General features: G+C 42.8%; 19 protein-coding genes and 1 pseudogene. 12 read left to right on the top strand and 8 right to left on the bottom strand.

Annotated elements, in window-relative coordinates; all coding sequences use genetic code 11:
* Positions 1-57: 57 nt before the first annotated feature.
* On the bottom strand, positions 58-486 hold the full coding sequence (locus VL20_RS12685; protein ID WP_002798813.1) for a hypothetical protein: 429 nt from the start codon (positions 484-486) through the stop codon (positions 58-60).
* Between the two features lie 198 nt (positions 487-684).
* Between VL20_RS12685 and VL20_RS12680 the strand changes: the two genes are divergently transcribed.
* Positions 685-1,989, top strand: a complete 1,305-nt coding sequence (locus VL20_RS12680; protein ID WP_052276703.1) for a hypothetical protein — start codon at positions 685-687, stop codon at positions 1,987-1,989.
* Positions 1,956-2,132: a hypothetical protein gene (locus VL20_RS31170; RefSeq protein WP_162490490.1), complete on the top strand. Its 177-nt coding sequence runs from the start codon at positions 1,956-1,958 to the stop codon at positions 2,130-2,132. Before VL20_RS12680 ends, VL20_RS31170 begins: the two co-directional genes overlap by 34 nt.
* A gap of 102 nt (positions 2,133-2,234) precedes the next feature.
* On the opposite strand, the gene VL20_RS12675 is transcribed toward VL20_RS31170, so the two are convergent.
* Positions 2,235-3,761 carry a YifB family Mg chelatase-like AAA ATPase gene (locus tag VL20_RS12675; protein WP_002743838.1) on the bottom strand — a complete coding sequence of 509 codons (1,527 nt, stop codon included), beginning with the start codon at positions 3,759-3,761 and terminating at the stop codon, positions 2,235-2,237.
* Positions 3,762-3,942: 181 nt separating this feature from the next.
* On the opposite strand from VL20_RS12675, the gene VL20_RS12670 reads away from it, so the two are divergent.
* Positions 3,943-4,284 carry a histidine triad nucleotide-binding protein gene (locus VL20_RS12670; RefSeq protein WP_002757854.1) on the top strand — a complete coding sequence of 114 codons (342 nt, stop codon included), beginning with the start codon at positions 3,943-3,945 and terminating at the stop codon, positions 4,282-4,284.
* 83 nt (positions 4,285-4,367) lie between these two features.
* Positions 4,368-4,901: a retropepsin-like aspartic protease family protein gene (locus VL20_RS12665; RefSeq protein WP_052278454.1), complete on the top strand. Its 534-nt coding sequence runs from the start codon at positions 4,368-4,370 to the stop codon at positions 4,899-4,901.
* Between the two features lie 292 nt (positions 4,902-5,193).
* Here the strand turns inward: VL20_RS12665 and hppD are convergent, their stop codons facing one another.
* Positions 5,194-6,279 (bottom strand): 4-hydroxyphenylpyruvate dioxygenase, encoded by a 1,086-nt coding sequence (gene hppD, locus VL20_RS12660; protein WP_052276702.1) that lies wholly within the window; start codon positions 6,277-6,279, stop codon positions 5,194-5,196.
* A gap of 50 nt (positions 6,280-6,329) precedes the next feature.
* Between hppD and VL20_RS32675 the strand changes: the two genes are divergently transcribed.
* Positions 6,330-6,464, top strand: a complete 135-nt coding sequence (locus VL20_RS32675; protein ID WP_284526134.1) for a hypothetical protein — start codon at positions 6,330-6,332, stop codon at positions 6,462-6,464.
* A gap of 79 nt (positions 6,465-6,543) precedes the next feature.
* Here the strand turns inward: VL20_RS32675 and VL20_RS12655 are convergent, their stop codons facing one another.
* Complete coding sequence (locus VL20_RS12655) at positions 6,544-7,248, bottom strand: SDR family oxidoreductase (RefSeq protein WP_052276701.1); 705 nt, start codon at positions 7,246-7,248, stop codon at positions 6,544-6,546.
* 346 nt (positions 7,249-7,594) lie between these two features.
* On the opposite strand from VL20_RS12655, the gene VL20_RS12650 reads away from it, so the two are divergent.
* The 4 genes from VL20_RS12650 to VL20_RS12635 all read left to right on the top strand — a co-directional run bounded on the left by VL20_RS12650 (position 7,595) and on the right by VL20_RS12635 (position 13,715).
* Positions 7,595-8,692 (top strand): RRXRR domain-containing protein, encoded by a 1,098-nt coding sequence (locus VL20_RS12650; RefSeq protein ID WP_052276700.1) that lies wholly within the window; start codon positions 7,595-7,597, stop codon positions 8,690-8,692.
* Between the two features lie 59 nt (positions 8,693-8,751).
* Positions 8,752-9,921 (top strand): sulfate adenylyltransferase, encoded by a 1,170-nt coding sequence (gene sat, locus VL20_RS12645; protein ID WP_052276699.1) that lies wholly within the window; start codon positions 8,752-8,754, stop codon positions 9,919-9,921.
* Entirely contained in the window at positions 9,918-11,993 is a 2,076-nt protein-coding gene (locus VL20_RS12640) for a caspase family protein (RefSeq protein WP_052276698.1), read from the top strand. The genes sat and VL20_RS12640 overlap by 4 nt, the downstream gene beginning before the upstream one ends.
* A gap of 75 nt (positions 11,994-12,068) precedes the next feature.
* Complete coding sequence (locus VL20_RS12635; RefSeq protein ID WP_052276697.1) at positions 12,069-13,715, top strand: DUF6930 domain-containing protein; 1,647 nt, start codon at positions 12,069-12,071, stop codon at positions 13,713-13,715.
* Positions 13,716-13,927: 212 nt separating this feature from the next.
* Here the strand turns inward: VL20_RS12635 and VL20_RS12630 are convergent, their stop codons facing one another.
* Positions 13,928-15,892 (bottom strand): ATP-dependent nuclease, encoded by a 1,965-nt coding sequence (locus VL20_RS12630; RefSeq protein ID WP_052276696.1) that lies wholly within the window; start codon positions 15,890-15,892, stop codon positions 13,928-13,930.
* Positions 15,889-16,026, bottom strand: a complete 138-nt coding sequence (locus VL20_RS31165) for a hypothetical protein (RefSeq protein ID WP_158499346.1) — start codon at positions 16,024-16,026, stop codon at positions 15,889-15,891. The genes VL20_RS12630 and VL20_RS31165 overlap by 4 nt, the downstream gene beginning before the upstream one ends.
* A 465-nt stretch (positions 16,027-16,491) precedes the next feature.
* Here VL20_RS31165 and msrA point away from each other — a divergent pair, with 465 nt between their 5' ends.
* Complete coding sequence (gene msrA, locus VL20_RS12625) at positions 16,492-17,154, top strand: peptide-methionine (S)-S-oxide reductase MsrA (protein ID WP_052276695.1); 663 nt, start codon at positions 16,492-16,494, stop codon at positions 17,152-17,154.
* Positions 17,155-17,323: 169 nt separating this feature from the next.
* Here the strand turns inward: msrA and VL20_RS12615 are convergent.
* Positions 17,324-18,260: pseudogene (locus VL20_RS12615) on the bottom strand (IS110-like element ISMae40 family transposase).
* A 364-nt stretch (positions 18,261-18,624) separates the two neighbouring features.
* Complete coding sequence (locus VL20_RS12610; RefSeq protein ID WP_052276694.1) at positions 18,625-21,024, bottom strand: ATP-binding cassette domain-containing protein; 2,400 nt, start codon at positions 21,022-21,024, stop codon at positions 18,625-18,627.
* A 196-nt stretch (positions 21,025-21,220) separates the two neighbouring features.
* Between VL20_RS12610 and sir the strand changes: the two genes are divergently transcribed.
* Positions 21,221-23,158, top strand: coding sequence for a sulfite reductase, ferredoxin dependent (sir, locus tag VL20_RS12605; protein ID WP_052276693.1), 1,938 nt, complete (start codon positions 21,221-21,223; stop codon positions 23,156-23,158).
* Between the two features lie 105 nt (positions 23,159-23,263).
* Positions 23,264-25,282 (top strand): tetratricopeptide repeat protein, encoded by a 2,019-nt coding sequence (locus tag VL20_RS12600; RefSeq protein ID WP_128575206.1) that lies wholly within the window; start codon positions 23,264-23,266, stop codon positions 25,280-25,282.

Here is a 25,282-nt window from a genome sequence, read left to right as displayed (position 1 = left end):
ATGACCGATTTAATCTCGATCGAATAACGATCTTTTGCCGAGAGTGCCGAAAGAGCCTTATCGATGCTCATTTTTAAAAACTTCAAACACCTGCCGGCTGAAATATTTTAACTTATCAGCCACCTTAGCAGAAGGTTGATAATTACCGACTAATTGCCAATTTTCCACCGTAGATAGTCGCCAAGCGGTTCCTTGATGGTTAAAAGCCTGCATTTCTAAGCCAATCAAACGCTGATGCTGATCCTCGCTATCGAGATGAAAACGGATTTGTACCAGAATACTGCGCCCTTGAATTCTGGGACTCCAACCAGGAAAATGGAAAGCGATATCGATCGAGTCGGGGTCCGTTAACTCCCTTGTGTGGGGATCATTGCGCCAAGGTTTCAGATCTGCCTTTGCATCGGGGAATTGTTGCTTAAACAGGTTGACGAGTGTGGCGATCTTCGCCGTTAATTCTAATCCTTTTGCCTGTTCCGACGCATTCATGCTCACCTCTGATAATTGCTTATAAAGTAACTATTTATACAGTTTAGCCCTGCTTTTTGCGACTATTGGAACAATTATAACGATATTTTCTCGATCGAGTCGAAAATGCCGCACCTGTCAATCAAGATAGCCGCTGCCAAAAAGACAAAATCAAAACTAAACTAGAAAATAGGATAATCGACAGGAACAGTATTTTCTATGAATCCCCAAGAGTCTCTATTACAATCGATCGAAAAATTAGGCTATCGGGTTACGGTGGGTGATGTGGCGGCAAAATCGGGTTTAGAGATTAACGCTGCACAACAGGGATTATTAGCTTTAGCTGCGGAAGCGGGGGGACATTTACAGGTAGCAGACACGGGGGAGATTATCTATCTTTTCCCCGAAAATTTTCGCTCGATTCTCCTGAATAAATATTGGCAATTGCAGTTAAAAGCTTTCGCCAGTAAAATCTGGAAAGTAGTTTTTTATGTTATTCGCATTTCCTTTGGCATTGTCTTAATTATTTCGATTTTAATCCTCTTGTTTGCTATTCTGGCGATCCTGATAGCCTCAATGTTTAAAGATAGTGACTCGGATAATAATTCTGGAAACAACAACATTAATGTTAACTTCTTTCCCACGGACTTTTTCTGGATTTTTTATCCCGATTTTGGTAATAACTACTACGAAAGAAGAGATAGGGAAGTTAAGGCAGAAAAACCCTCTAGTAAGATGAATTTTCTCGAGGCAGTTTTTTCTTTTCTTTTTGGCGATGGTGATCCTAATTTTAATTTAGAGGAGAGACGCTGGCAAACTATCGGTAAAGTAATTCAAAATAATCGTGGCTCGATTATCGCTCCACAAATTGCCCCCTATCTCGATAGTATTACCCCTAGTCATGAGGAGACAGAAGACTATATACTCCCAGTTTTAACTCGCTTTAATGGGTTGCCGCAAGTGTCCGATCGAGGCGATATTATCTATTATTTTCCCGATCTACAGGTGACAACCAAAGAGAGAAAATTACAAACAGTTTCCCCCTATCTAAAGGAAAAACGCTGGAAGTTTAGCGAAGCAGATAGCGGTCAAATTATCCTAGCTTTAGGTTTAGGGGTGGTTAACTTTATCCTCGCTTTAGTTTTAGGATCTTTGCTCAACAGTGATAGTGTGGATTTGAGCGGTTCTCTGGGGTCGATAGTCACAGGAATCTACGGTTTTCTCCTCAGTTATGCCGCTGCTTTTTTGGGGATTCCCCTCGGTCGTTATTTCTTTTTACAGTGGAGAAATGAGCGGGTTAATCAACGCAATCAACAGCGAGAAAAAAGAGCAGATTTATTAGCCCAAAATAATCCTGAATTAGAGCAAAAACTGGCCTACTCTCGTCAATTCGCTGACCAAAAAGTGATTAGGGATGCTGATATTAGTTATTCTACCGATCAAGACTATCTCGAACAAGAGATCGAGCGCTCGGATAAAATCGATCGAGAATGGCAAAAACGCTTAGAATCGCCCGATTCCTGACTCCTGACTTGAAAGAGGGTGATGGGGAAATGGGGAAATGGGGAAATGGGGAAATGGGGAAATGGGGGAATTATGAATTGGGAAATGGGGGAGTGGGGGAGTGGGGAGATAGGAGAATTTCAACTAATACCCCAAAACCCTAAAACCCCAACTCCCTAAAACCCCAACTCTCAACTCCTGCCTCCTGCCTCCTGAATCCTGACGACCGACTCCTAACCCCACCAACAAACTTTTTGCCGCAAACCCTAACTTAAACGATCGAGAGTGCGATACTGAATTGCTTCGGCAACGTGGGAACTTTTCAGCATTTCACTATCTCCTAAATCGGCAATGGTGCGGGCAACTTTGAGAATGCGATCCATTGCTCGGGCCGATAAACCCAATTTTCGGATTGCCCCTTCTAAAATATGGCGACTGCTCTGATCAAGAGCGCAAAAACGCCGCAAATGCTCGGAATTCATCTCCGCGTTAGAGCGAATCCCAGTATCTTGAAAGCGATCGCTGGCCTTTTGTCTGGCCCTTTCTACCCGTTGCCGCACTTGCTCAGAAGCTTCTCCCCGACTCTCTTGGGTCATTTCTTCCGGTTTCAGGCGATTTACCGTCACTTGTAGGTCAATACGGTCTAAAAGCGGCCCCGATAATTTCGCCCAATATTGTTCCCGTTGTCGCGGTGAACAGCTGCAGGGTTGCACCGAATCGCCGTAATAACCGCAGGGACAGGGATTGGTACTCGCCACCAGGGTAAAACGGGCCGGAAAAGCGACGGAAAGACGAGTGCGAGAAATGCTCACATAACCATCCTCTAGGGGTTGCCGGAGATATTCCAAGACACTGCGCTTAAATTCCGTTAATTCGTCCAAAAATAAAATACCACGGTGGGAAAGGGAGATTTCTCCCGGTCGGGGATAAGTGCCACCTCCCACCAGCGCCGCTCCGGAAGCGGAGTGATGGGGACTGCGAAAAGGACGCTCGCGCACCAGAGAACCTCGATCCTTCAGTAATCCGGCGACGGAATGAATCTGGGAGACTTCTAGGGATTCGGCAAAGGTAAGCTGGGGCAGAATACCGGGTAAACGTCGCGCTAACATGGTTTTACCGCTGCCCGGGGGACCGACAAAAATTAGGTTATGACCTCCAGCTGCGGCAATTTCCAGGGCCCGCCGGCCAATGGCTTGACCTTTGACATCCTTGAGATCGGGGAGATTTACCCGCGATCGCCCAAATTCCTCGGCAGCGTTAAAAGTCATCGGTGAATAGCGATCGGGTTCATTTAAGAAATTTACCACTTCCGATAGATGACGAAACCCATACACTTGTACGCCTTTAACTACGGCCGCTTCTTTGGCATTATCGGCGGGAACCACTAAACCCTTGATCCCCATTTTTTCGGCGGCGGCAGCAATGGGTAAAACCCCCGCCACGGCACGCAAACTACCATCGAGGGATAATTCGCCTAAAAAGAGAAAATCCCCCAATAAATCGGCTTCTACCTGTTCGGAAGCCCCTAAAATGCCGATACTAATCGGTAAATCATAAATCGGCCCCTCTTTGCGGATATCGGCGGGACTTAAATTGATGACAATTTTGCGGATGGGAAAGGCAAATCCAGCATTTTTTAGGGAAGCTTTTACCCTTTCTTTCGACTCCTGCACGGCGGTATCGGGTAAACCCACCACGGCAATTCCGGGTAATCCCCCCGATACATCCACTTCTACCCCGATTTTAATGGCATCGATGCCGATAATTGCCGCACTCCAAACCCTTGCTAACATTTTGGCTCAAGTAAAAATAAAGTGAGTTCTTAGGAAAATGAAACAGGATGTTCGGCTAGTTTTCCGCATAAAAATGATTTTATCTGGGAATTTACCCTGAAAATCAGCCTATTTCTCGGGATAACCTAGCCAGAAAAGCTGAGAGCTTAATGGTATAGTTGAAAAAAAAAGTAATCTGTCTATGAGTGAGACTATTTTTAGCAAAATTATCCGCAAAGAAATTCCTGCCTCGATCGTTTATGAAGATGATCTGGTTCTCGCTTTTCGAGATGTTAATCCCCAAGCACCCACCCATATCCTCATTATCCCCAAAAAACCGATTCCGAAACTAGAGGAAGCCAGCGACAGCGATCGAGATCTATTGGGACATTTGTTACTAACTGTTAAAAAAGTGGCCGCCGAAGCTAAATTAAGTCAAGGTTATCGAGTAGTGATCAATAATGGGGAACATGGGGGTCAAACCGTCGATCATCTTCATGTCCATCTTTTAGGCGATCGCATAATGGCTTGGCCTCCGGGTTAAACTCCTGTTATTTTCCCGCATTTTTGGGGAATTCTAGAACTAGAATCGTTCTTTTCCGAGTCGGTCTTCTCGATGTTGAACCCATGAATAAGTCTCTTTCTGTGATCGCATTGTCCAGCACCCTGCTGTTATTTCCCTTCACCCCTACGACTCTCGCTCAATCGGAATGCTTTCTCCAAAGAGCAGATGGACAACACATAGACCTTAGCCGTCTCTGTGGCAGTTCATCTAGAAATAGGAAAAATTCCCCGCAAGTTTATCAGCTACCGATTCAACGCCGGGTTAACGGCATTCCCACGGTGATGGTGGTTTTTAATAACCGTCACTATTATGAAATGCTTTTTGATACAGGTGCTAGTGGCATCGTCCTCACCGATGCCATGGCGAAAGCGATGAAAGTCAAACGGGAAAAGGAAGTAGTCGCTCATACCGCCGGCGGTGTCGTTACTGTTTATCTTGGTCGCATTAATTCTGTTAAAGTTGGCGAGGTGGCTTTATCTAATCAGATTGTTGGTATTTCTCCCCAAATGGAAGGATTAGGACTCTTAGGACAAACCTTTTTTGGTTCCTATGATGTCACGATCAAAAAAGATGTGATTGAATTACGTCATCGTTGATAAGTAGCTGGTTATAATTAAACTAAAAATGGATTTTAGGTTCGATCCCCCCTGCCCCCCTTGATAAGGGGGGTGCCGATAGGCGGGGGGATCTGAAAACTTTTAACACCTACCTACTTAGTCTGACGGGAAAAATGCTCGCTCTTCTCGACTTTGTGTGATAATTTTTGCTTATGTAAGGTTAAATGCTTACTGGGCAAGACTTTTAGGACTATTTTGAAAGAAGAAACTATCAGTATAGACCTCGTTTACACACAGAAACCAGAAGAGCCAAATGCTCGCTTTTCTGATTCTAATCTAAAGTTCCTCGCTGTATTTGTTCCCGTTCGATCGCTTCAAATAAAGCCCGGAAGTTGCCTTCTCCAAAACCTCTAGCGGCATGACGTCGCTCGATTAATTCAAAAAAGAAAGTTGGCTGAGAAAAAATTGGTTTAGTGAAAATTTGCAGTAAAGTTGGCTTTTCCTGGAGGGAATGACTATTTTGTTCAAAGTCAATGAGAATTTCATTTTTTTTAATTTCTGACCATTCCCAATCAGCAATATTAAAATCTTTTTTTTGATAGTTAATTTGTCGATAATAACTGTCGGGAACTGATAAAAATTCTACCTTTTTTTCTCTTAATTTTTGAGTTAAGTTTACAATGTTTTCTGTTTTTAAAGCAATGTGTTGAATACCAGATTTTTGATTAATATCTAAAAATTCTTGAATTTGAGAACTGTTACTATCTGGCTCATTAATTGGTAACTTTAATTCGGTTTCAGGGTGAACAAGTACCTGCGAATAAAGACCAGAACGCTCCGTTTTAATAGTAAAAACTTGCCGTTTTTTAAAGCCTAAATTTTCCTCATACCAATTGGATGTTAACTCTAAATTCCCCTGAAACACATTTAAAACTAAATGATCAATTGCCAGAATATCCTGATTATATTGTTCCTTACTATCATACTCAATCAGATTAGGATCGGCTAAAATTGGCGTGATTCCCTGTCTTTCAATTAATGTATGTTTGAGATTAGCAATGCTAGAGATTTGACAGCTTTTTATCTTACCCCTAGCCAAAACAGTTTCCTGAATAAAAATATCCAGTTTAATTCTCCTAGCTAAAGCGTCTAAATCCTCCACTTGAAAAGCCACATCCGCCACCCCTTCAGGATATTTACTTAAAAATTCCGCCACGGGACTAAGGGAATTTAAGGGAGAAGATAAGATAAAAATAATCTGTTTATTTTTATCTTTTTGGATGCCATTGCCAACTATTTCCGTGTGCGTGTGGAGATTAACTAAACTTGCGATCGCCTGAAAATCCATCACCCGCACAAACCAATCTCGCCATTTTTTGGCCGATTCTACATAAAAATGAATATGATCAATAAACATAGATAAAGTCAAAAAAGTGGTTGAGTGTTAGGAATTATGAATTATGAATTATGAATTATGAAGTGGGAAATGGGGAAATGGGGAAATGGGGAAATGGGGAAATGGGGAAATGGGGAAATGGGGAAATGGGGAAATGGGGAAATGGGGAAATGGGGAAATGGGGAAATGGGGAAATGGGGGAGTGAGGAGATAGGGTAATTTCAACTAATACCCCAAAACCCCAACTCCCTACAACCCCAACTCTCAACTCCTGACTCCTGAGGACTAAAAAAAGAGATGACTATCGGGTTGAATATTAATTTCCATGGGGACGGCTTGGGGTTCAGCATTCATGGCAAAATAGATAGCATCGGCGGCGGTTTGAGCGGTTAACATTTTAGTGCGATCAACTTTTAAGCTCACCTGATCCCAAAAAGGAGTATCGACACCACCAAAATAGAATAAAGTCATTTTAATACCATAGCGTTTTAACTCATCGGCCAAACATTTACTAAAACCCACCACCCCGTACTTAGAAGCACAATAAGCGGCAGCCATAGCCATAGAATGCTTACCCAAAATTCCCACCACATTACAGATATGACCAGCTTTATTTTCCTTCATCACATTAGCCGCAGCCTGACAGGTATAAAAACTCCCCTTGAGATTGAGGTCGAGCATTTTATCTAAATCTTCCGGCGTGATTTTATTATATTGTTTCATCACACCGGCTCCGGCCGCATTAACCAACACATCCAACCGGCCGTAATGGGAGACAATTTTTGCCATCAAAGTTTCCACCTGAGTCGGATTGGTGATATCCGTCGGTACAATTAAAGAAGGACAAGACAACTCACCAGCTAAATTAGATAAATTATCGGCATTTCTCGCCGCTAATACGAGTTTATGACCATTAACAGCTAGTTTACCCGCTAAAGTGGCACCGATACCCCCCGTAGCACCGACAATCAGGACAACTTTTTCGCTCATAATTATTTATAAATTTTTACAAATCTTATTGTAAACTGTTCCAACTGGAAAATCATCGCTAGTCCCAACCCCTTGATTAATGGTTAACCAACTTCTGATAGGATCAACCGTGACAATGTAAAGAAATTTTTGTCACTAACCCCGCCCTAAAAGGGACGGAGCTTGCCTAAACCAATTTAGGCGACGCAAGTAGAGACTACCGCATCGAGACACAATCTGGTACAGACCTCCGAATACTTCCCTAGTTCGGATTCCCTCTCAGCTTTATTGGTAAAGCGTTGTTAGACAAGACATCTTGATTGTGTTGCGGTAAGGGACATTAACTTCACTCTTAAGGATTATCTCCATGGCAAGAGTTCCTGTTATCTCAAAAGACGGAAAACCGTTAATGCCTACCAAACCCAGTCGGGCCAGACGGTGGATTAAGGAAGGAAAAGCTATCGGCAAATTCAACGACTTAGATATTTTCTATGTCCAGCTAACCGATGAACCTTCCGATAACAAAACCCAACCGATTGCCATTGGTATTGACCCGGGTAAATTATTTTCGGGAATTGGCGTTCAATCCTCTCTTTTTACTCTTTGGAAGGCTCACTTAGAACTTCCTTTTAAACGAGTAAGAGAGCGCATGGACAATAGACGGTTAATGCGAAAAGGACGTAGAGGAAGACGGATTAACCGTCAACTTCCTTTTAATCTAAGAGCGCATCGACAAAAACGATTTTCAAATAGAAAACAAGGAAAATTAGCCCCCTCAATCAGAGCTAATCGTCAACTTGAACTTCGAGTCGTTTCCGAACTAACCAAAATCTATCCAATTACTGACATTTACTTTGAGTATGTCAAAGCCGATATTGATTTAACTTCCGGTAGAAAAGGGGCTAAGTCTGGAAAAGGTTTCTCGTCGGTTATGGTTGGACAAAAATGGGCTATTGAGCAACTATCTCAATTGGCAACAGTCCATACTCGCTTTGGTTGGCAAACCTCTAATCTCAGAAAACATTTGGGACTAGAAAAGTCCAAAAATAAAGCAGAACAATCACCCGAAAGCCATGCTAACGATGGCATTGCTCTTGCCTGTTTTCAATTTTTAGATTATTGGCAATTTCACAATTATAATGGACATGGATATGATTGGAAGGGTTCTGTTAAAGTAACAAACGCTCCCTTTGCTGTCATCAAACGTCCTCCTATTAGTCGTCGTCAACTTCACCTGATGGTTTTTTCTAAAGGTGGTAAACGACGTAAATATGGTGGCTCTACCACAAGACATGGGTTCCGTAAAGGAGATTTAGTTTCTTCTCCCAAAGGAATTGGTTATGTTAGTGGAGATACCGAAAAACAGCTATCTGTAAGCGATACCAGTTGGAAACGATTGGGACAGATAGCTGTTAGCAAGATTCAGTTAATCCGTCGTTCTAACGGTTTAATTGTTTCTCGCTAACTTATATAAAGCCGCCCTCCGTTATCGCTAAAGGGCGGGGTTTCAGACCCAATTTTTCGATGACTGTACTGACCGAAGGAATCGCGCCCCACGGTGGGCAATTAATTAATCGTATTGCTACCGCTGCCGAAAAAGCTGAATTTCTGGCCCTAGCTGAAAAACTACCGCGAGTTTCCCTAGATGAACGATCGCTCTCGGATTTAGTTATGATTGCTATTGGTGGTTTCAGTCCCCTTAAAGGCTTTATGGAACAGGACGACTACGAAAAAGTCGTCGATGATATGCGTCTAATCAATGGTTTACCCTGGGCAATTCCCGTGACTCTTTCCGTTAGGGAAGAAGTGGCGGATCCCCTCAAAGAAGGCAACTGGATTCGTTTAGATGACAGCGAAGGCAACTTTGTCGGAGTCCTGGAACTAACCCAAAAATACCGTTATAATAAGGCCCACGAAGCAGTTAACGTCTATCGTACCGACGACCAGAAACACCCCGGGGTAAAAGTCCTCTACGAACAGGGAGAAATTAACCTCGCGGGTCCAATTTGGTTACTTCAGCGTGATCCTCATCCTCAGTTTCCCAAATATCAGATCGATCCTCTGCAATCGCGCAAGATGTTCCACGAAAAAGCTTGGAAAACAATTGTCGGTTTCCAAACCCGTAATCCCATCCACCGGGCCCACGAATACATTCAAAAATGCGCCCTAGAAGTGGTAGATGGTTTATTCTTGCATCCTCTTGTCGGCGCTACCAAAAGCGATGATGTGCCGGCCGATGTGCGGATGCGTTGCTATGAGATCATGATGGATAAATACTTCCCCCAAGATCGCGTTATTCTAGCTATCAACCCCTCAGCTATGCGTTATGCCGGCCCCCGGGAAGCAATTTTCCACGCTATTATCCGTAAAAACTACGGTTGTACCCATTTTATCGTCGGTCGTGACCATGCCGGAGTCGGCGACTACTACGGAACCTACGATGCCCAGTATATCTTTGATGAGTTCGAGCCGGGGGAATTGGGAATCGTGCCGATGAAGTTTGAACACGCTTTCTACTGCACCCGCACTTCGGGAATGGCAACCACCAAAACTAGCCCCAGTTTACCGGAAGAAAGAATACACCTTTCGGGAACAAAAGTCCGGGAACTGCTGCGTAAAGGAGAATTACCACCTCCAGAATTTTCCCGTCCGGAAGTGGCTGCCGAATTAATCCGGGCCATGCGAGAGTCATGAACATAACTAGGCGAGAATTGATCCAGCAGACAGGTTGGGGGTTGCTGACTTTGGCGATTAGTCAAGGAACCCTTAACCGTCATTTGGCTGCTCTCGCCGCCCCTAATCCCCGAAAATTGGCTCTTTTAGTCGGTATTGACCAGTATGGGGTGAATATTCCGCCGCTGCCCGGTTGTCTTACCGATGTGGAGTTACAAAAAGACCTTCTCCGTTATCGTTTTGGTTTTCAGGATGCTGATATAGTAACTTTAACGGGACAAAAAGCCAGTCGAGAAGCGATCGAAGCGGCTTTTTTAGAACACCTGATCGCCCAAGCCAGGGCGGGGGATGTGGTAATTTTTCACTTTAGCGGTTATGGCAGTGTTGGGGACCGAAAAGAGGTTTTTATTACTGCTCATGGGGCAGAAAATGCCTTAATTAAGGAAAATATCCTGCTGATGGCTCGCTGTCTAGCTACGGATAAGTTTAGCTTGATTTTTGATAGTAGTCATCTCCCCCAACCTCAGCCCTATCTCGGTAATCTTCGCGTTCGTTCCTATCCCGAAAGCCTTACTGATCTTAACCCCGCCGAATTAACTTTCGCTACCGATATTAAAACCCGTTTTAACCTCAAAAATAAGCCTAGTAACGGCGTTATTCTCGCCGCCGCTAAACCGGAGCAAATCGCCCTGGAATTGAGCGGCAATAGCCCCAATGCTGGCTTATTCACCTATGATCTCACCCAGTATCTCTGGCAAGCTTGCCCCAGTCCGACAATTGCGATCGCTTTTCCCCATCTCCGTAATCTTGTCGCTAGTCACAGCAGTGAACAACAGCAGCCGGCAATCCTAACCAGTAATCAAAAAAATAATTCTGCGCCGCCTTATCATACAACGTCAGAAACGTCAAGGGGGGGCGCAGCAATTGTTACAAATCTTATTGATGAACGCACCCTAGAAGTCAATCTGGTCGGCCTGCCCTTAGAAATCCTAGAAAATTACGGAATTAACTCCTGTTTGAGCTTTATTGGGGCGACTGGGGAGGAAATCAGCCTACAAATTCTCTCCCGTCAGGGTTTAAAAGCCAAAGCGCAATTATTATCCCCGGCTGCTTCCCTAGAAATAGGACAGATTCTACAGGAAAAATTGCGGGTTTTTCCCAGTCAAATCGGCTTAATCGTCGGTTTGGATAGTAACTTAACCCGAATTGAACGGGTAGATGCCACCAGTACCTTTGCCGGTTTGCCCGATGTGGCCGCCGTGGTTAACATTGGTGAACAAACGGTAGATTGTCTCTTAAGTCGAGTTGGTGGCGAAGAAACTGGCAATTATCAGTTATTATCTGCCAATGGCTCCCTAATTATCGGTAGTTTAGGGGCGGCCAACGAAGCCATTAAATCGGGGATCAAACGACTGCAATCCCAACTAGAAACCCTGCTGGCCTGCAAATTGTGGCACTTGTTGATCAATCAAGAATCCTCCGGTTTAGCCGTCATTGTCACCCTGGAAAGCCTCGATCAAACCTATATCTCGACGGTACAAACCCAAAAAATTGCGGGTAGCAAGGGGATTAATACCGCTAAAAATGACTTAATTCTGCCCGTCGGGACAGAAATTCGCTATCAAATCGAAAATCAAGAAGAACAACCCCTCTACGCAATGATCCTTGTCCTCAACAGCGATTGCCAACCGCTTTTATACTGTTCCCGTCCAGAAAACCCCGATAATTTCACCAATTCTAGCCCATTAGCCCCCTTTGTCGTGGCGGCCAAAACCAAGGCCACCATCCCCAATTCCGGCCAAGGGCATTGGAAAATTAGTCAACCCAAGGGCATCAGAGAGAATATACTGATCCTCAGTCGCCATCCTTTCCCGAACACCTTGACCCTTCTCAATGCCACTCAAAGCCTCAAGGGAGAAGCAACCCAACTGCTCACCCTGACTAACCCCCTAGAAATAGCCAGAGCTTTCTGGAGCGATCTAAAATTAGATTTAGGTCTAAAAATGGATAATTCTGGCAGTGTCATTGATGAATACGCCTTTGATCTGGGAACTTGGTCAGGTTTCCGGTTTATTTATCAAGTTATCGACTAAATCGATAGAATGATTCTATGGAATCCTTGAAAAGAAAAGGTTAAAATTCTAACACAGCTACCCCTAAATTTCCCGATGAATCTTCTGCCCCGGACCACCCAAAGCCGCCTCAAAAAAATCCCACAAATTCCCAGTGTTTGGGAAGGAGATCGTCGTGCTTTATCCTTATCCGAGAGAATGCCCCGGGCTACCCTAGAACCAAATCAAGAAAGCGGTGGCGAGTGCGTGATCTGGGTGGATGGTAGCGAGGGCTGTGTACGCTCTATGGAAGTAGTTTCCCCCGAAACCGGGCCCGAGGCCATGGTGAGAACCTTAATCCGTGCCATCGAAACGCCGCAAAGTCCCGCCCGGCCAGCTAGACCGAAAAAAATTATCGTCCGTGATCGAGAAACACAGTTTTTTCTGCGCGGGGTACTGCAAGATCTCGATATCACCATCGATTATGTCCCCAATTTGCCCCTGATCGATGATCTCTTTCGTGGATTCGACGAATTCCAAAATAACCGCCCCCCAGCAATTCCTCCCGCTTGGCAGTCCGTTTTAGTGAAAACCGCTCACGAAATTTGGAAAGCTGAACCCTGGTCCTGTTTAGCTGATTACGATATTTTGGAAATTAAGCTCGATCGCCCCGATTTCCCGCATCTTTACGCCTGTGTCATGGGAATGCTCGGTCGGGAATACGGAGTCATTCTCTATCGTTCCCTAGCATCCCTCAAACAATTCCGCCAGTCCGCTTTAGAAGAAAAATCGATGGAAAGATTAGAAAAAGCCTTTCTTTCCCAAGATTGCTGGTTTTTAAGCTACGAATTGGCCGATGATGATGAGGACGATGATGAGGATGACTACGATCTGGCCTCGGCTCCCCCTTCCCAGATCCATCCAGTTTTCGGCAGCGTGCATCCCTACGAAGGTATTCGCCCCTATTTGGATGAAGAAGAAGCAATCACGGTATATTTAGCTTTAATGGCTCTGTTGCGCTTTTTTAAAGGCAATCAATCCGCTTTATCCGAAGAACCGATCGGAGAATTACAGCGTCGTTTTCGCATTCCCCTCGATCCCGAACAAGCAAAAGGGGAAACCGTGGCCGTGACGGTGGCCACGATGCCCGATCTATGTGCGGAATTTATGCAACTCTTAGAGGAGGAGGACGACGATGAGGATGATGAGGATGATGAGGAAGAATCCGTACTCAAGGAAAATCTAGTCCCCGATAATGCACATCTGAGTCTGGGAATGGTTCCCTGGCAATTATTAGATAAAATTCGCAGTCGTCCGAAAATCCATTATCAACCCCAATCCGTACCCACAAAAGGGGAGGGTTTCCCCGTGGTCATGATCCAGACCTCCCGACCGAAAGCCAAGGAACTGATCGAAAAAATCGAACAAGCTGGCGGTTTGGAGGCTATTGGTTTTAACCCCGGCGAAGATCCCCTCGAAGATACCCGTTATGATCTGGGGATTCTGAAAATGGCTAACGGTGATCTTTATCTATTTGGGGAATTCGAGCAAGATGATCCCGACCACCGTACCGCGCGCCGCAATTGGCAAAAACGCATCAAAAATACCGAGGGTTATTGTGGTTTGATTATTGCTATGGGTGTAACTGGTTCCTCCTGCGGTAATCCCCAATTAAACGATATGTTAGCCCTCTACGAGGCAAAATCGATCAATAGTAAAGATTTAGACTTGGGAGTTTTGACTCTTATGCCTCACTTCGGTTAATTTGAACCGGCAGCGGCGCAGCTTTTTTCAGTGAACAGTGATCAGTTTGCTTGGCAAATTCATTGACATACTCCCACCGTCAAGCTGCGCTATGAAGTGTAGAAATATGCCCATGACGAATCGATTTTTACCGCCGCGCATGGGCAGAAATTCCCTTAATGGGTAGGTCAACTTCGATCAGGCGTTTAGGGTAGGTCATCAGGGTTAAAATTTTACAATTTGGTTAAAAAATCCCACTCATTAAACCAAGTCGAGCGATCAACAAGATTGAGTAATGAAATAAAATCTTGCTCAATATTGAACTCTATATTATAAGGTTTGGTCACTTGATTGATAATTGCTTGAACATCATTTTTATTAGCCATTTTATAAAATTCACGATTGTCATTGATGGTTTTTAAATACCTCCTAAATAGAGTATTTAGACTAATATCCTTTTCTCTAATAGGATTTTGGTTATTCAAAAAATCCCTTTTACTTAGTTGTTCCCTGACGTTGGCATACCGATGGCAAGTCTCATCAATATAGTTATCATCAAGACTCTCTAGCTTTTGTTGCATAATTGTTAAATAATGATTCTCTAGGGATTGTACCAAAGCAGATCGATCAACATTAATATCATCTTTTTTGGCTTCTAGCCATTTTTTTAGTAGATGAGATAACTTGATCAAATCCATTAATAAAATTGACTCAAAAGTATAAGACGGAGTGATATAAGTTGGAATTTTAAAATGACTACCCAGTGCTTCAATAAGCTTATCACGGTGATCATCCTCAATAAAATCACGATCAAAGACGAGAAAAGCCTTACTCCAAAGCGTTTCTTGATTCTTAATTTGCTGAAAAACTGTCTTATAACTAGGTAAATCCTTAAAAATTTGAGAGACTCCACCTATCACCCAAAAGACATATTTTTTGGTATTTACCCCTAAAGTCATTTTTTGTAACAATGTATAAATTGCTTTTGCATCATCCTGACCTTCCACAAATAAAATATGATCTGCCTCAATAGCATTGATAAAGTCTAAACCATTACTATTACCCAAAGAACTAATAATCGGATTCAGACTAGAGGGATAAATTCCTTTAAAACGAGAGCCAACATCTAAACTATGTTCATCTTTAACCACAGAAGTATAGTGATAGTTGGGTCTGTTTTCAATATGAAAAAGCTGATACAGAGGAACCTGACGAATTAGAGTCTCATTATGAGTTGTTAAAAAGATTTGAGTATTTGTCGAAAATCTAAGAACCGTATCGATTAAACGTTTTTGAATATCCCGATGAATATGACTATCAGGCTCATCAAATAAAATTAAGTTTAGGTCTCTAGTTTTTTCTGGTGCGTAAAGATTCAATAAAATAACAATAATTTGTAACGTTCCACTTCCCAATAGAGAAATATCTTTCTCAATGTCTCTTGACTCGATTTTATAATCAATCACTGATTTTATATCTTTTTGGATATCACTTTTAGGGAAAAACTCAATTTTTTTATCGCCGTTAAAGAGAATATATGATAAATCTCGAATAAATTTATTGTAAAGATTTTCATTTCGATTGGTATCATAATAAAGATTGTATAAACGATTACGAACAACTTCAACAGACTCTCTTTTTTGAATAGATTCAATAATTTGTGGACGAGTCACAAATCTCTCCTCAGTTCTGATGGTAGCTACAGGAGAAGCAAAAGATGCACTAATAGGGTTGGGAAAATTTTCAAAAAACTCATTGAATCCTCTAAAGTTATATTGGTTATAATTCAAAAGCTCGATAACATAATTTAAACCAGAGGTCTTGATAGAAAAACCAATTTCTAAATTTATATTTTCTTTATTTAAATTAATAGACAATTCAATAGGAGCAGTTGTATCACGTTGATAAAAGATATCGTCAATATTTGAAGTTCTAACCGTTTTAATAGTTTCGTAAGGAAAATATTTTTCTGTTGTATGACCGAGAATATAATCACCTTTTTTGTACAACTCTTTATATCCTTTGCCCGCTTGCCGAATTAGCTTATTAAAACACTCATGCCAAAGAGCGATCGCCTCTAGCAAATTGGTTTTTCCTGAATTATTAACCCCAGTAAAGACATTAAAATCAGGATCTAGATCTACGGTAACATTTTGAAAAGACTTAAAATTTTTAATCTGAATTTTGCTGATCTTCATTCCCGTTCATCCTGCCGTAGAATTGCCTCTAGTCCAAGCTGATAATGTTCAATGCTTGTAACAGGTTGCCGTCCTAGCGTAACCGCATCTCGAATGACATAAACTTCCGACATTGTCCCACAGTTAAACACCATATAGAGCTAATAGTCCCGCTTTAATCGTTCGGCTGTTTTATACTTATCTTTGATGTTAGCATAATTGGGAAGTAGGTTAGCCCAATTAAATCTAATTACGGAGCAGCCTCGTAGGTTGGTTTGAGCGAAACAATACTTAGGAGAAAACGTATTAATTCAATTGAAAAAGCGACACCCAACCACCCCAACGCTTACTGCTTAACTCTCAAAGTAATTGGCTGATAGCATTTTTCTTGATTCGTGGCAGGCATCCTACTCGCCTCTCCCACCCCCCCCTTGTCCCCCCGATGTCGGGGGGGTAGGGGGTGAGGGTAATTAACCATCTCTGCCATTACTTGAGAAAAACGGTATCAGTAGATTGACAAAAATTGGGCTGCAGCCTTAGTTCTGATCACTGATCACTGAAATCGCCAAAATTAAGCGATAATGTAAAGTAAAGTAAAACTTTCTGGACAAATTCTTATTATGGTGTTATTCGGATTCGGAAAAAAATTAACTTTGCCCACCGTAAGGGAGGCCCTACCCGGGCGATCGGAAAAAATGCCCGTACCTAGCACCCACTACGTTAACGGTCATCCTTTGCAGCCCCCCTTCCCCGGCGGTATGGAAACCGCAATGTTTGGTTTAGGCTGTTTTTGGGGAGCAGAGCGCAAATTTTGGCAATTAGAAGGAGTTTACACCACGGCCGTAGGTTATGCGGCTGGTATCACCCCTAATCCCACCTATCAGGAAGTGTGTACCGGCATGACTGGGCATAATGAAGTGGTCTTAGTGGTCTATGATCCCAGTGTGATTTCCTACGAACAACTGTTAAAGGTTTTCTGGGAAAGTCATAATCCCACCCAAGGAATGCGTCAGGGTAATGATACGGGGACTCAGTATCGATCGGGTATCTATACCTATAGTCCCCAGCAAAAGGAATTAGCGGAAAAATCTCGATCGATCTACCAAGAAGCCCTCAATAAAGCCGGCCATGGTCAAATTACCACGGAAATTATCGACGCACCTGAATTTTATTATGCTGAAGTTTATCATCAGCAGTATTTAGCGAAAAATCCCGGCGGTTACTGTGGTTTAGGGGGAACGAAAGTGGAATGTCCCATCGCTCTTGATCTGAAGTTAAATTAAGTAGGATTAGCCGTCAGTTATCAGTTATCAGTTATCAGTTATCAGAAAGTAGCGATTGTCTTAAAAGTCAAGGGGAATAAAGAAAATCTTTTGTACCCCAAATAGGCAAGACAAAGTAACGGCACCAGTCATCCGTTTTGTCAGCGATGAAATTGTTCGGAAAACTGGACTAAGCGGGTGCTTGCCAGCATTTATTATCACGAATCATGGCATTGAGGATAACCAGCAATTTCCTCATACAGGCAACTAAGGCCACCTTTTTCAACTTGCCATTGGTCAACAACCGTTCGTAGAACTTCCGAATCACCGGGTTATGACGAATGGCTACCAATGTGGCCATGTACAAGCCACAGCGAACCGAGGTGCGTCCCCCCGAAATCATGCGTTTACCCTTGTGCTGGCCACTATCGTGGTTGATAGGAGCGACCCCGACCAGCCGGGCAATCTGTTTTTCGCCAGAGTGTTCCCATCTCGGGTAATTCCGCCAAACATAGGGCAGATGAAACTTTGCCGATCCCTTTAACGGATTGTAAGATTTCATTTTTGCCTTGCCAATCGGCTTGCTGTTGGGCGAGGGACTGAATCTGCTCGTTGAGGCTTTCAATACGCTGTTGGATTTCCTCAATATGGGCTTTGATATCTAGTTGCACCGTCTCAGACGCACGACTGAGGCGGTTTTTCTCCGCCACCTGCATCTCCACCAACTGCTGTCGTCGTCGTACTAGGTCGCTCAATTGTTGGGCTTGGGGGGCAACCACGGGTTGGGGTTGGGGTTGCACGGCTCGTGCGAATTGAGCGATTACCTGTGCGTCCAATTTGTCCGTTTTTGCTTTCCCCAATGCCGTCGCAAACCCTTTGACCTTGCGGGGGTTGGCGATCGCTACCGGTATGGTGGCGGCTTGTAAGCCCGATACGAGTGCGCGCTCTAATCCACCCGTCGATTCCACCACCACCAAACTCGGTGAGAGAGGATGTAATTGTTCAATCAGCGATTGAACGCCAACGTCGCTGTTGGGTTGTTGCAAGGTCAGACCTTGCGGCAACACGTAGATATCTAGAACCTCTTTACTGACATCGATCCCTACCCATGTTTTTTCTTCTGTCATCGTTTATGCTGGGGTTAAGTTATTTTGTCCCTTTGGTAACTCGTCCTTGCGAAGACGAGGTTAATCCTAAGGGCGATTGTTCGAGCTTGTCTCCTCGGGATGACGGCGTGGCTCCGGTGGCTACCCAACGGTGTCAAGCACCTCGGTTGAACTGGATGTCCACGCCCTTTTTCAGAATATAGGCACCCAAGCTACAAAGCGGTATTTTTTACCTAGGTTGGGACGGGTTGCCTACTTCTCAAGATACAAGGTTGGGTTGAAGCATGAAACCCAAAGCCTGCATGGGTTACGCTACCGCTAACCCATCCTACAAATAATTGTGCCTCCCTACTTATCAGTAATCAGTTATCAGTTATAATTTAGATCACAAAATATCTTTTCTTTTTTGCAACCAATAGGTAAGGAGAAAATAAATAAGGGAATGAAGAATTAAAACTCCCCAATTCAATAACAAATTATTGATAGATAATTGATAAACTTGATTGACATCCTCAAAGGGTAAAGGGATATTAAAAGTATTTTGTTCTTTCGCTTCTGCAATCATAGCTTCCACCTCTACTAATACCCCGTAGGCAGCAATTGACCAGCGACTAATCATCAACCATGATAGATATTTCCACAGACCTTCTAAGTTAAATAATACCCCAGCAAAGATAATCTGAGGGATTAAAATTAAAGGTAAGGCGCTATTTGCTTGGGTGATGTTACTAACGCCGGCAGAAATTAATAAACCGAGATTAATTGCCGCAAATATAGTTAAAAATGTGGTAATAAAACAGCCAATTAACCAGGTCATTAATTCCGGTTGCGGTTGAGTAAATCCCCAAAATATCACGCAGGTAATTACAATTGTTTGCAGAAAAGCTAAGGCTGCTAAAACCAGAATTTTTGAGAATAAATAGGGTAATAATCCCAGATTAACTAATCTTTCTCGCTGATAAATGGCTGATTCTTTGACAATTTCCTGTAGGGAACAGGCAAAACCTACCCACAATTCCGCGCAGGTGAACACAAAGAGAGTTTTTAATGCTAAAGTTGCCGATTGGATAGCCTGATCAAAACTGGGATTATCTCCCAAAAATAAAGGATCTTTGTCCCGTAAAATCATGGCCATTAATAAAATTCCGATCGGGGCGGTTAATAGGTATAAAATTAAACTAAATTGATCACGGATAATTAACTTGCTATAGCGTTGACATAAAACCTGTAGTTGTTGCCAAAAAGATTGTTGAACCTGTTGCGGTTTACTATGATTTTGCTGAAATATTTTACCGATTCTTGCTTCAATATTATTTTTGTAGTAGTCGGATTGTTGAAAACGTTGGCATTCTTGCTCAACTTTTTCCCTAGTTTCTAGATGAATATAAATATCGGCAAAATCCCCCTGAGGTAAAGAGAAAAAATTTAAGGCTTCCCCCGGAGAACCAAAATAACATAAATTGCCCCCTTGACCAAGAAAAACTAATCGATCGCAGAGATTGATATTATTAGTAGCATGGGTGACTAGGAGAATTGTTCTGCCTTCTTTGGCCAATTTTGCCAGCAATTCCATCATCTTTTTATCTAAACCGGGGTCTAATCCCGAGGTGGGTTCATCTAAAAAGAATAATTTGGGATTGGCTAATAATTCTACCGCAATACTCACCCTTTTTAACTGACCACCGCTTAAGTCTCTGACTAAAGTATTTCTTCTTTCTAATAATTCCACCTGCTGCAGGGTTTTCTCGATCACTTCTTGGCAATTAAGATCCGGAGGTAGCCTTAATTTAGAAGCGTAATATAACACTTCTCCCACGGTTAAATCCCTGTGGACGATATCGTATTGGGGAACATAACCGATTTGGGTGCGATAGATATTAAAATTCTGGCGCAGCTCTTCCCCATTCAGATAAACAGTTCCCGAGGTGGTGGGTTCAATTCCTAATAAAGTCTTTAAGAAAGTCGATTTTCCCGCACCACTTCCCCCGACAATTGCCACTAATTGACTCGGTTCGATCGGTAGGGAGATATGATTGAGAATTATCAAAGGTCGTTTCTTTTTATCCCGCACCATCCTGACGATATTTTCGGCATCCAGACGGATATTATCCCCCGTATCTAATAAAACTAAGTCATCTCCCTGCAAACGAAAACTATAGGGTCCGATTCTCACCGTACAACCGTTGGTTAAAATGGCACTACCCGATACTTTTTGTCCGTCGATAAAGACTCCATTGGTGCTTTTGTCGTGGAGAATATAACGATTTTGGTTATCGCTGTCGATAATCGCGTGTTGTCGGGAAATTGTCGGAGCGTCTAAAACCACAGTGGCAGCATGATCTCGTCCTAAAACTACACTGCGATTGCTTAGGGAAACCGATTTAAAAGCTAAAGGTGGGCTTTTTACCTGTTGATTAGGATGATAATAGGTAATCTTGACCGAATTTTTGACATCTTGACCGATATTAATCTCATCCCCATTTTGTAAAAGATAGCCATCTTTGGGAGTAATCACGCGATTGTTGATAAAAAGTTGATTGGAACTAGGATTAGTCCCGTCTCCATCGTAGATATAGTAATCATCTCCCTGACGACGAAAACAAGCTTGGACTCGACTCACCACTGTCCAGTGTTGGGGAACAACTAAATCCACCTGTTGACCATCCCGACCCAATTTATAATTAGGACGACTCAGATTAATAGAAGGGAGAATTTCTCCCTGATTGTTAAGAATAATGTAGGGTTCTTGACTAATAACCGTTTTAATGTTGGGAGAATTGGTCATAAAAATTCGATCGGTAGATGGCGTTCGCGGGGGACGGTAAGAAGCTAAGATAGAATTAAGGTCTCGATCGCTACTGTTAACCTCAGAGTCTGGAACGAACTCTAGAGATCATCTTAGTAAAACTTCTTAGGATCGATCGAGCTTGTCTAAATTCCTATTCCTAAGACCTATCCACAGGTTATCGTGCTGTTAGACGATGGTTACAACTCCTATTTCTCCTACCGCCAAGGTTTCTAAAGTCGAAGGTATCAAAGAACGCAGTAATTATCTACGAGAACCTTTGGCCAGTGAACTCCTCGAAGATACAACCCATTTTACCGATGCGGCGGTGCAGATCCTCAAGTTTCACGGTTCCTATCAACAGGATAATCGCGACAATAGAGCCAAAGGTCAAGAAAAAGACTATCAAATGATGTTGCGTACCCGCAGTCCGGGGGGGTTTATTCCCGCGCAACTATATCTTACCCTCGATAGTTTGTCCGATCGCTACGGTAACGGCACTTTACGGGTGACAACTCGCCAAGGCTTCCAATTACACGGCATTTTAAAGAAAAATCTCAAAGCTACCCTCGGGGAAATTATTCGCAGTATGGGATCCACTTTAGCGGCCTGTGGTGATGTTAACCGCAATGTCACCGCACCGCCAGCCCCCTACAAAAACCGCCCCGAATACGGCTATGCTTGGGAATATGCCAATAATATCGCCGATTTGCTCACTCCCCAAACTGGCGCTTACTACGAAATTTGGCTCGATGGCGAAAAAGTGATCAGTGCAGAAGAAGCGCCAGAAGTCAAGGCATCGAGACAAAAAGATACAAATGGCATTAACAAAAACGATCTGATCGAACCGATCTACGGTCAACATTATATGCCCCGTAAGTTCAAGATCGGTGTCACCGTGCCGGGAGACAACTCCATCGATATCTACACCAATGACATCGGTTTAGTGGTGATTACCGACGCAAACGGTCAATTACAGGGTTTTAACGTCCTTGCGGGGGGTGGACTGGGAAGAACCCACAATAAGGAAGAAACTTTCCCCAGAATGGCCGATGCGATCGGTTATGTGAGCAAAGAGGAGGTATATGATCTGGTAAAAGCGATCGTGGCAACCCAAAGGGATTACGGTGATCGCGGCGATCGTCGTCATGCGAGAATGAAATATATCCTCGAAGAATGGGGAGTAGAAAAATTCCGCAGCACTGTTGAGGGTTATTTCGGTCAAAAAATTGCCCCCTACCAATCCCTCCCCGATTGGAAATATCAAGACTTTTTGGGATGGAATGAACAGGGAGACGGAAAATTATTTTTTGGTCTTTCTGTGGAGAATGGCCGGGTCAAAAATGAAGGCAGTTTTCAGCTAAAAACCGCCTTAAAAGTGATTGTCGAGCGTTTTCAGTTGCCCATGCGCTTGACGGCTAACCATAATATCATTCTCTACGAAATTGAACCCGATGATCAACAAGCGGTGGAGGCGATCCTGAAAGAACACGGAATTGTCACCAATCCCGCCGAAATTGACCCTTTAACCCGTTATTCCATGGCCTGTCCCGCTTGGCCTACCTGTGGATTAGCGATTACTGAGTCAGAAAGAATCTTACCCAGCGTGATTGAACGCATTCGCGCCCTGCTTAATCGCTTAGGATTAAGCAAAGAGCAATTTGTCATCCGCATGACAGGATGTCCTAATGGCTGCGCGCGTCCCTATATGGCAGAATTAGGATTTGTGGGTAGCGCTCCCAATTCCTACCAACTCTGGTTAGGGGGAACAGCCGATCAAACTCGACTAGCGCGCCCCTATTTGGATAAAATGGCGATCGATGATCTAGAAAAGGTCTTAGAACCGATTTTCGTTTACTTCCAACAGGATCAACAAAATAACGAAACCTTCGGAGAATTCTGTCACCGAGTCAATTTCCCTGCTTTACAAGCATTTTCAGCCACCTACACACCTAAAATGACCGAAACTACTACTACTGAATCAAAACCCAAACGCGTGCGTAAAAATCAAAACCGTGTAAGCGTCCCCGATGATATGTTTGTCCGTCTCAAGGAAGCTTCGGAAACGGAAAAACGGCCGATGAATCAAATCATCAATGAGGCGCTAGAGGCCTATTTCAGCCAAAAATCCTAATCAGTTATCAAGGTGGGACTTAACCCACCTTTTTTTAATTAGTATATTCATAGGGTCGGTCTGTCGAAAAAATCATCGTCCATCACATCATCTTGGTTACGCGATATGGTGCAACAATTGGGGCAGTTTCTCAACCCTCAAGCGGGAAGTATAGAGGAATATCAGAAGTTTTTATCAGAAGTCTTACAAGCAGAATATGACAGTAATAGCGATCCTACGGTGGTTTATCCTATCCTACAACGCCGTCAACATCTGTTAGATGATATCTTTGCCCAACTGTTGCAACAATGGGCTAGAAATGTGTTTTCTCAAAGGAAACCAGAAGAAGTGGCGGGTATTGTCGGGGTGATTCAGAATTTATGTGTTGATATTCAAAATTTTCCCTTGGGAAGTCGGGCTAATAATCTAGAAATCGCTATTACAGGCTATCAGACCCTCTTAGAAGTATATACCCGTCAAGCTTTTCCTGAAAAATGGGCAAGGATACAAAATAATCTGGGGAATGCTTATAGACATCGCATCAGAGGGGAAAGGGCAGATAATCTAGAGTTAGCTATTGTTGCTTATAATCTGTCTTTAGAAGTATATACCCGTGAGGCTTTTCCTTATGAATGGGCAATGATAAAAAATAATCTGGGTAATGCTTATAGTGATCGTATCAGAGGGGAAAGGGCAGAAAATTTAGAGTTAGCTATTGTTGCTTATAACCAGTCTTTAGAAGTCTATACCCGTGATGCTTTTCCTTATGAATGGGCAGGGGTACAAAATAATCTGGGTACTGCTTATAGTAATCGCATCAGAGGGGAAAGGGCAGATAATCTAGAGTTAGCTATAGCAGCATTAAACCAGTCTTTAGAAGTATATACCCGTCAAGCTTTTCCTGAAGATTGGGCAGTAATACAAAATAATCTAGGGACTGCTTATAGTGATCGTATTAGAGGGGAAAGGGCAGATAATCTAGAGTTAGCTATTGTTGCTTATAACCAGTCTTTAGAAGTCTATACCCGTGAAGCCTTTTCTTATGAATGGGCAAGGACACAAAATAATCTGGGTGCTGCTTATAGTCAACGCATCAGAGGGGAAAGGGCAGAAAATTTAGAGTTAGCTATTGTTGCTTATAACCTGTCTTTAGAAGTCTATACCCGTGATGCTTTTCCTTATGAATGGGCAAGGACACAAAATAATCTGGGGAATGCTTATAGACATCGCATCAGAGGGCAAAGGGCAGATAATCTAGAGTTAGCTATTGTTGCTTACAACCAGTCTTTAGAAGTGTTGACCCGTGATGCTTTTCCTCAAGATTGGGCAGTAACACAAAATAATCTGGGGTCTGCTTACATAAACAGAATCAAAGGAGACATAGTAGAGAATATAGAAACCGCAATTTTCTGTTATCAAGAAGCCTTAAAAATTCGTACTTTTGATGTCTTTCCTCTTGACTGGGCAACTACTCAAAATAATTTAGGCAATGCTTATAGTGAACGAATTAGAGGCAATAAAGCCGAGAATATCGAAAATGCAATTGTCTGTTATCAAGAAGCCTTACAAATTTATACCCGTCAAGCCTTTCCAAGAGATTGGGCAGAGACACAATATAATTTAGCCAATACTCTCAGAGAACGATTTAAACTTCTTGGTAAAGTGGCAGACATTCAACAAGCAATTAACTCTTATAAACAAGCTGGAGAAATTATTGAAAAAACCGAAGACAAAACCTTATATTTTAACTATTCCTATCAATTAGGAAAAGCTTTATTTGAGGGCGGATATTATACAGAAGCTATTGAACACTTAGAAAATTGTCAGCAACGTTATCAAAAACAAAAGGATATTAGTAGTTTGGCTCCAATTTTATTGGAACTTGCCCGTCTCTATCATCGCACTGGTAGGCTCGAACAGGCAAGACTTTATTTTAAAGATTCTTTACGTCTATTCCGTCGTTTGGGTGATCAAGATAATGTGGCTTCTGTGACAACTGCACTGGGCAATCTAGAAATACAAATTGGCAAGATTTCCCAAGCTTGTAGTCATTTAAAAGAAGCACAAACATATTATCAAGAAAACAATGATAAGGAACGACTAGAGGAAATTAATCATCTACTAAAAATTCTACAATCTGCTTAA

Origin of the sequence: Microcystis panniformis FACHB-1757 (assembly GCF_001264245.1) — a bacterium.
Lineage (GTDB): Bacteria > Cyanobacteriota > Cyanobacteriia > Cyanobacteriales > Microcystaceae > Microcystis > Microcystis panniformis.
The sequence above is the reverse complement of the archived record's forward strand: the minus strand, read 5'-3'. Positions and strand labels throughout refer to the sequence as shown.

Bases quoted from the DNA above. Each gene is read 5' to 3' on its own strand.
- VL20_RS12670 (WP_002757854.1), top strand. From the start codon at position 3,943: ATGAGTGAGACTATTTTTAGCAAAATTATCCGCAAAGAAATTCCTGCC.
- VL20_RS12610 (WP_052276694.1), bottom strand. From the start codon at position 21,024: ATGACCAATTCTCCCAACATTAAAACGGTTATTAGTCAAGAACCCTAC.
- VL20_RS12600 (WP_128575206.1), top strand. From the start codon at position 23,264: ATGGTGCAACAATTGGGGCAGTTTCTCAACCCTCAAGCGGGAAGTATA.
- msrA (WP_052276695.1), top strand. From the start codon at position 16,492: ATGGTGTTATTCGGATTCGGAAAAAAATTAACTTTGCCCACCGTAAGG.
- sat (WP_052276699.1), top strand. From the start codon at position 8,752: ATGACTGTACTGACCGAAGGAATCGCGCCCCACGGTGGGCAATTAATT.
- VL20_RS12680 (WP_052276703.1), top strand. From the start codon at position 685: ATGAATCCCCAAGAGTCTCTATTACAATCGATCGAAAAATTAGGCTAT.
- VL20_RS12635 (WP_052276697.1), top strand. From the start codon at position 12,069: ATGAATCTTCTGCCCCGGACCACCCAAAGCCGCCTCAAAAAAATCCCA.
- VL20_RS31165 (WP_158499346.1), bottom strand. From the start codon at position 16,026: ATGGTGTTTAACTGTGGGACAATGTCGGAAGTTTATGTCATTCGAGAT.
- VL20_RS12630 (WP_052276696.1), bottom strand. From the start codon at position 15,892: ATGAAGATCAGCAAAATTCAGATTAAAAATTTTAAGTCTTTTCAAAAT.
- VL20_RS31170 (WP_162490490.1), top strand. From the start codon at position 1,956: ATGGCAAAAACGCTTAGAATCGCCCGATTCCTGACTCCTGACTTGAAA.
- VL20_RS12685 (WP_002798813.1), bottom strand. From the start codon at position 486: ATGAATGCGTCGGAACAGGCAAAAGGATTAGAATTAACGGCGAAGATC.
- VL20_RS12675 (WP_002743838.1), bottom strand. From the start codon at position 3,761: ATGTTAGCAAGGGTTTGGAGTGCGGCAATTATCGGCATCGATGCCATT.
- VL20_RS32675 (WP_284526134.1), top strand. From the start codon at position 6,330: ATGAATTATGAAGTGGGAAATGGGGAAATGGGGAAATGGGGAAATGGG.
- VL20_RS12665 (WP_052278454.1), top strand. From the start codon at position 4,368: ATGAATAAGTCTCTTTCTGTGATCGCATTGTCCAGCACCCTGCTGTTA.
- sir (WP_052276693.1), top strand. From the start codon at position 21,221: ATGGTTACAACTCCTATTTCTCCTACCGCCAAGGTTTCTAAAGTCGAA.
- VL20_RS12655 (WP_052276701.1), bottom strand. From the start codon at position 7,248: ATGAGCGAAAAAGTTGTCCTGATTGTCGGTGCTACGGGGGGTATCGGT.
- VL20_RS12640 (WP_052276698.1), top strand. From the start codon at position 9,918: ATGAACATAACTAGGCGAGAATTGATCCAGCAGACAGGTTGGGGGTTG.
- VL20_RS12650 (WP_052276700.1), top strand. From the start codon at position 7,595: ATGGCAAGAGTTCCTGTTATCTCAAAAGACGGAAAACCGTTAATGCCT.
- hppD (WP_052276702.1), bottom strand. From the start codon at position 6,279: ATGTTTATTGATCATATTCATTTTTATGTAGAATCGGCCAAAAAATGG.